This window comes from Microbacterium testaceum (genome assembly GCF_003075375.1).
Lineage (GTDB): Bacteria > Actinomycetota > Actinomycetes > Actinomycetales > Microbacteriaceae > Microbacterium > Microbacterium testaceum_E.
This window is the reverse complement of record NZ_QDFT01000077.1, coordinates 1-6617: the sequence shown is the minus strand read 5'-3', so window position 1 is coordinate 6617 and position 6617 is coordinate 1. Positions and strand designations below refer to the sequence as shown.

The 6617-nt window shown below is 70.7% G+C and carries 9 protein-coding genes; 3 read left to right on the top strand and 6 right to left on the bottom strand.

What is annotated here, in order from left to right; genetic code table 11:
• The coding region (locus DC432_RS15605; RefSeq protein ID WP_116538622.1) for an ABC transporter substrate-binding protein at positions 1–1110 on the top strand (1110 nt) is incomplete at its 5' end.
• A gap of 61 nt (positions 1111–1171) precedes the next feature.
• On the opposite strand, the gene DC432_RS15600 is transcribed toward DC432_RS15605, so the two are convergent.
• The 6 genes from DC432_RS15600 to DC432_RS15575 are packed head-to-tail and all read right to left on the bottom strand — an operon-like array spanning position 1172 to position 4225.
• Complete coding sequence (locus DC432_RS15600; protein ID WP_116538621.1) at positions 1172–1984, bottom strand: Asp23/Gls24 family envelope stress response protein; 813 nt, start codon at positions 1982–1984, stop codon at positions 1172–1174.
• 19 nt (positions 1985–2003) lie between these two features.
• Positions 2004–2591: a hypothetical protein gene (locus DC432_RS15595; protein ID WP_116538620.1), complete on the bottom strand. Its 588-nt coding sequence runs from the start codon at positions 2589–2591 to the stop codon at positions 2004–2006.
• Entirely contained in the window at positions 2591–3169 is a 579-nt protein-coding gene (locus DC432_RS15590) for a DUF6286 domain-containing protein (RefSeq protein ID WP_116538619.1), read from the bottom strand. Before DC432_RS15590 ends, DC432_RS15595 begins: the two co-directional genes overlap by 1 nt.
• Positions 3169–3561, bottom strand: coding sequence for a hypothetical protein (locus tag DC432_RS15585; RefSeq protein ID WP_116538618.1), 393 nt, complete (start codon positions 3559–3561; stop codon positions 3169–3171). The genes DC432_RS15590 and DC432_RS15585 overlap by 1 nt, the downstream gene beginning before the upstream one ends.
• Entirely contained in the window at positions 3558–3746 is a 189-nt protein-coding gene (locus DC432_RS15580) for a DUF2273 domain-containing protein (protein WP_108320810.1), read from the bottom strand. The genes DC432_RS15585 and DC432_RS15580 overlap by 4 nt, the downstream gene beginning before the upstream one ends.
• Positions 3743–4225 carry an Asp23/Gls24 family envelope stress response protein gene (locus DC432_RS15575; protein ID WP_116538617.1) on the bottom strand — a complete coding sequence of 161 codons (483 nt, stop codon included), beginning with the start codon at positions 4223–4225 and terminating at the stop codon, positions 3743–3745. The genes DC432_RS15580 and DC432_RS15575 overlap by 4 nt, the downstream gene beginning before the upstream one ends.
• Before the next feature lie 333 nt (positions 4226–4558).
• Between DC432_RS15575 and fdhD the strand changes: the two genes are divergently transcribed.
• Positions 4559–5437 carry a formate dehydrogenase accessory sulfurtransferase FdhD gene (gene fdhD, locus DC432_RS15570; protein ID WP_116538616.1) on the top strand — a complete coding sequence of 293 codons (879 nt, stop codon included), beginning with the start codon at positions 4559–4561 and terminating at the stop codon, positions 5435–5437.
• Between the two features lie 60 nt (positions 5438–5497).
• Positions 5498–6617, top strand: a 1120-nt coding sequence (locus DC432_RS15565) for a molybdopterin-dependent oxidoreductase (RefSeq protein ID WP_165801310.1), incomplete at its 3' end; no start/stop codon positions are given.

The window sequence follows — 6617 nt, the reverse complement described above, 5'->3', positions numbered from 1 at the left end:
GSSCRCATCGCCGGCGGCGATGTGCCCGACGTCGTGCAGATGGACCGCCGCTACGTCACCACGTATGCCGCGCAGGGCCTGCTGATGCCGCTCGACGCGTGCTTCGAGGCGCAGAGCGTCGATCCGCAGCAGCGGTGGTACGCCAACGTCGTCGACGACGTCACGTACGAGGATGCCGTCTACGCGGTGCCGCAGTTCTACCAACCGCCCGCGATCCTGCTGAACATGAACGTGTTGAACGAGGCCGGGGTGACCCCCGAGCAGTTCGACACGTCCGACATGGACGGCCTGCTCGCCGCGATCGCGAAGATCTACCAGGGTTCGGGCGGATCCCCCACGCGTCTGGGTTTCGACCCGGTCGCGACGGGCCAAGGCGGCCTGTGGGTGCTCGGGATGGGTGGGCAGCTTACCGACGACACGGGCAAGCCGACGCTCGACGACCCCGCGAACGCCGCCGGCATCGACGCGTTGAAGGAGATCACCGACGCGCAGGGCGGATACGCCGCCGTCAAGAGCTTCACCGACTCGTTCGACACCTTCGGCGACGCCAACCAGTTCGCGCAGAACCAGGTCGGGGCGCAGGTGGCGAACCAGTGGTACCCGAACGTGCTCAGCGCCTCGCGCGACCGGATCTCGCTGCAGGCCGTTCCCTTCCGGGATGCCGGGGGCCAGCCGTTCTCGCTCGCCTCGGGTACGGCATTCGTCATCCCGGCGGGGGCGAAGAACCCCGCGGCGGCCTGCGCGTGGATGAACGATCTGACCTCGACCGACGCCTGGATGGCCGCCGGCGCCGCGCGCGCCGCGACCATCCAGAGCAAGGACGGACTGAACACGGGCCTGTTCACCGGATCGCCCGAGGCGGACGAGATGATCCGCTCGACGTACGTGAAGCCGACCGGCGACAGCGGGTTCGACCAGGTCATCTCGACGTACTACGACGTGGTCGGCTCCGGCCGGTCGTTCGGTTCGTCGCCCGCGGGCCAGGACATCCAGAACGAGCTCAACAACGCCATCACCGCCGCCCTGCTCGGCGACAAGACGACCGAGCAAGCCCTGGCCGACGCCCAGCAGGCGGCGCAGCGCGCCTTCGACAAGGCGACCGCGGGCTGATCCTCCCGGAAGAACGAAGGGCGCCCCGGCCGCAGCCGGGGCGCCCTTTCGCGTCTCGAGGTCAGGAGCGGGGGCGCTCGTCCTCGATCACGGCCTGGACGTCGTCCGTGGCCGGCGTCTTGTCGTCACCGCGCACCTCGTCGGCGGCGATGGCGATGTCGACCGCGGCGTCCTGCAGTGCCTCGGCGACGACGTCGCGCACCTCGTCGTCGCTCGCGGGCGCGGGCTCGACGATCGTCTCGCGCGCCGGCTCGACCGGCTCGCCCTCGGCGTCGGCGAGGCGGGCACGCGAGGTCTCGTCGGCGGACTCGGCGAACGCGGCGGCGATCCCCGCGGTCCGAGCGGCGACGGCATCCGTCGTCTCGTCGATCTTCTGCGACGCATCGGCGGCCTTCTCGCGGATGACCGCGCCGGCCTGATCGGCCTTCTCGCGGACGGCGGCCTTCGCCTCGCCCGCCTTCTTGCCGATCGCCGCGGTCGCGGCATCCACCTTCTCCTCCGCCTCGTCGACCGGGTCGCGGTCGAACGGACCGAACACGCCCGTCACGACGACGTCGACGTCGACACGGCCACGGCCCAGGGGCTGCAGGGCGTCGCGCACCGCGCTGCGCACCGCGTCCGAGACCTCGTGCAGCTTGTGCGGGTAATCCACGACGAGCGAGATGGTCGCGGTGACCGACTCGGCGCGATCGGTGTCGATCTTGACGCCCGGGACCGTGCTCGCCAGTCCCACCCGCTCGCGGACGGCGTCGGACGCGCGGCCGAGGAGGCTCCCCAGCGCGTGCACTCCGGGCACCGAGCCCGCGGCGGTCGCCGCAAGGCTCGCGGCGGCGTCGAGGTCGGGCGGATCGATGGTCGAATCGATGGTGGTCATGACGTCTCCTCGTGGGGGTTCAGTGCACGCGGGCGTTGTCGCGTGCGAGCTTGGCGCGCAGGCCCGAGTGGATCGAGATGTAGGCGCGCACGTTCTGACCCGTGAGCGCGGCCAGGTTGGTCACGAGGGTGTCGACGTGCTCGGCCACCTGACGGGGCGAGGTGTTCTGGCGGGGGGTGACCGCGACGTGAAGCACCGACTCGTTCTTGATCTCGCCGGCGCTGATGCGCGACGAGAGGATCTCGTCACGGTCGCCGAGGGCGTTCTTGAGCGCCTCCGACGCGAAGTCGTCGGTCACGGTGATGCGACCGGCGTCGTTCGCGCTGCCGGTGGACTGCAACGGCGCCTGGCGGCGACCACGGACGGCGGATGCCGCGAGGGCGATGAGGATGATCGCGAGCACCACGAAGGCCGCGACGGCTCCCCAGCCGGCGGAGTCACGGCCCAGGCCCTGGAGCCAGCCCTGGAATCCCCCCATGACCGAGGTCCAGGTGTCGGTTCCCCCGGGCAGCAGCCCGACGGCGAGTGCGAGAGCACCCAGACCCAGCAGCACCACCGCGACCAGGAAGAGCAGGAAGCGGTTCAGACCGCGACGCGTCGCATTCATCAGGACTCCTTGGTGTCGGGTCGCTGCACCCGCAGACGGGTGCGCACGGCGGGCGTGAGTTTGTAGGCGGTGACCTCTTCGTCGACGATGCGGCGCAGCTGCGCCTCGTCGACCGGGATGCCGACCGGCGGGCGCACGGTCACATCGACCGAGCGGTGGGCGACGCCCACGACGATGTCGTCACGGGCGATGCCGGACTCGTTGCTGAGGTGCTGCGCCAGAGCGGAGGCGACCACGCCGTTGTCGACGACGACGGCACGCTCGCCCCACGCCATCTCGTGACGCGAGAGGCGGCCGGGCTTGAGCGCGAGCACGAGCACGATGAGCCCGAGCAGGGCCAGCACGACGCCGCCGACGATGAAGGCGACCGGCATGAGAGCGGTCGGCGCGGCCACGACCGCGTTCAGCGCCTCGCCGGGGGCGACCAGCAGCGGCTGGGCTCCGGTGAGGTTGAGGATGATCTCGACCGCGGCGTACGCCAGGACGAGCAGCAGCAGCACGACCACGACGAGCATGGCGACGGTGCGCGGGGAGTGCGTCTCGCGACGCACGACGGTGCGAAGCACGGTGTCAGTCATCACAGCACTCGCTTTCGTTGGGGAAGGGTGGCGCCCGAGATGGTCAGGTCGACGCGCGAGATCTCGCGGCCGAACAGGTGCGCCAGGCGCGAGCGGATCTCGCTCTGAGCGGCGGTGGCCGCCTCGAGAACGGGGGTGGCGGCGCGCACGGCCTCGGTGTCATCGAGGCGCGGCACCGGGAACGGCGTCGACACGCGCACGGCGGCGGTGTCGCGGGCCGCGACGATCTCGACGCGGACGCTCTTGGCATCCACTCCGATGATGTCGGCGGCGGCGCGCTCGGCCGTCTTCTGCAGCACGCGGTCGGCGATGTTCACGTGGCCGGCGGGGAGGCCGGGGTCGGCAACCGCGGTGCGGTTGCCGACCCCGGGCGAAGCGGTGACGGTGGTCACGACGTGCTCCGCCCCGAGAAGGCATTGACGATGTTGCGGAAGTCGAGCTCACCCGAGGTGATGCGCGCGACGACCACGCCGATCGCCATGAACAGGGCCACGAGGATGAAGCCCCAGAAACCGAAGATCAGGGCACTGAGGGCCAGGACGAGCCCGACCAGGGCGCCCTTCGTCGTGGCGCTCAACGGACGCGCTTCTCGTCGTCGCTGTTGTTGTTGTCGTCGTCGCCGGGGATGTGCACGTCGTTGACGTCCACGTTCACCTCGACGACCTCGAGACCCACGAGGCGGCTGATCGCACCGGCGACGCGGCCACGGACCTGGTCGGCGACCTCCTGGATCGGGGCACCGTACTCGACGACGATCGTGATGTCGGCAGCGGCCTGGCTCTCGCCGACCTCGACCTTGACGCCCTGCGTCAGGTCGGTGGCGTTGATGGCGTCGCGGATGGCGCCGAGGGCACGGGCTCCGCCGCCACCGAGCGCGTACACGCCGTTGACCTCACGGGCCGCGATGCCGGCGACCTTGGCGACGACGCCGTCGGCGATCGTGGTCTTGCCCTCGGTGTGGGCCTCCTGGCCGCGGGCGCCGAGGGGACGGTTCACGCGCGACGCCGCCTGGGGGACGTTCTGCGCAGCGGGGGTGGTGGGGGCGTTCTCAGCCATGTCGGTGCCTTTCGAGTGTCGGTGACCCGGTTGCTCCGGGGTGGGCGCTTCGGCCTACACGACTAAGACGTACCGGGCGGGGGAATCGTCACGCCGGGATTGAAAAAGTTTGGCGGATGTGTATCCACGTGCATGTTGATCGGGCCCTTTTCGACGGGATGCCGAGGCGCTCGCGCGCCCCTGGATCGTTCATCGCCGGCCGTCAGGATCGCCCCGTTGCAACCGCACCCTCGCGGACCGGGCCGGGTCGTTCGGCTCCGGCCGGTCTCGTGCGCGTGGGCCGGGCGTACGCTCGACCCATGTCCCCCACCTCTTCGCCGGCGCGGTTCTGACGTGGGCCGCCTCACCGCCTCGCGTCGCGTCACCCGCATCACCCTCGAGGGCGCGAACCGTCAGAGACCGGATGCCGTGGCCGTCGAGGAGCCGCTCGAGATCCGCGTCGCAGGCTCGCCGCTCGCGGTGACCATGCGCACGCCCGGCCACGACGTCGAGCTGGCGGCCGGCTTCCTGGTGTCCGAGGGGGTGATCAGCCGCGGCGAGCAGTTCGCGCGGGCGATCCACTGCGGCGGTCCCGGAACGGGCGGCGCCGACGGCAACACCTACAACGTGCTCGACCTGACCCTGGCGCCCGGCGTGGCCCTGCCCTCCCCCGACATCGCCCGCTCGTTCTATACGACGAGCTCGTGCGGGGTGTGCGGCACCGCGTCGATCGAGGCGGTCGAGAAGGTGTCTTCCTACGACGTCTCGAGCGACCCGGTGTCGGTCAGCGCCCACGACATCGCGGCGTTCCCCGACCGCCTGCGCGCCGAGCAGAAGACGTTCGACAAGACCGGCGGCCTGCACGGCGCCGCGCTCTTCGACGTCGCCTCGGGCGAACTCCTCGTCGCGCGCGAGGACGTCGGCCGTCACAACGCCGTCGACAAGGTCGTCGGCTGGGCCCTGCTGAACGATCGGCTGCCCCTGCGCGGCACCGTGCTGCAGGTGTCGGGCCGCGTGAGCTTCGAGTTGGTGCAGAAGGCGGTGATGGCCGGCATCCCCGTCCTCTCCGCCGTCTCGGCACCCTCGTCGCTGGCGATCGAGCTCGCCGAACGCGCGGGGCTGACGCTGGCCGCCTTCGTCCGAGGGTCCAGCATGAACCTCTACACGCGGGCGGATCGCATCATCGCCCCGGCCACAACCCCCGCGACAGAAGAAGTCGCGAGCGTACGCTGACGTCAGTGCGCACGGTGTGTGGATGCCACCGACTCGGCGCCGGAATCCACGGAGGTCAACATGGGTGAATCGTTCGGGCTGATGACCGAGGAGCCCCGCCAGGGCGGCCTCGGGCCGACCTCGACCGGGGAATGGTCGAGCACCGGCCCCTACGAGCACCCCGCCGCCGGGTGGGGCGCCGCGATGACCGTCGGCAAGGTGCTGCTGGAGCAGCGCCAGCCCGTCGCCGGCACCAAGGCGATGTTCACGATGAACCAGCCCAAGAGCGGCTTCGACTGCCCCGGCTGCGCGTGGCCCGACGACAAGGGCGTGACGCTCGACATCTGCGAGAACGGCATCAAGCACGTCACGTGGGAGATGACGCACAAGCGCGTCGGCAAGGAGTTCTTCGCCGCGCACTCGGTGACCGAGCTGTCGCAGTGGAACGACTTCGACCTCGAGGACGCCGGCCGCCTGGTCGGCCCGATGGCCTACGACGCGGCGACCGACCATTACGTGCCGATCTCGTGGAACGACGCCTTCCGCACGATCGCGCGGCACATCACCGCGCTCGATTCCCCCGACCAGGCCGCGTTCTACACCTCGGGTCGCCTCAGCAACGAGGCGTCCTTCCTCTACCAGCTCTTCGCCCGCGAGCTGGGGACGAACAACCTCCCCGACTGCTCGAACATGTGCCACGAGGGCTCGGGCCGCGGGCTCACGGCATCCCTCGCCACCGGCAAGGGCACGGCCGACCTCGAGGACTGGGAGGCCTGCGACGCGCTGTTCGTGCTCGGCGTCAACGCCGCCTCGAACGCACCGCGCATGCTGACCAGCCTCGCCGAGGCGATCGACCGCGGCGCGCAGGTCGTCCACGTCAACCCGCTGCGCGAGGTGGCGGGCACCCGCACGATCGTGCCGCACGAGATCCTCGACATGGCGACGTTCAACTCCACGCCGACCAGCACCATGAACCTGCAGGTGCGTCCGGGCGGCGACCTCGCGCTCGTCCGCGGCATGGCGAAGGTCGTGTTCGAGGCATCCGAGACCGATCCGACCGCGCTCGACCAGGACTTCCTCGACCGGTACACGACGGGACTCGACGAGTACCGCACGATGGTCGAGGCGACGCCGTGGTCGGAGCTCGTCGAGCAGGCCGGGCTCACCGAGGCCGAGATCCGCGGCGCGGCCGACGTCTACC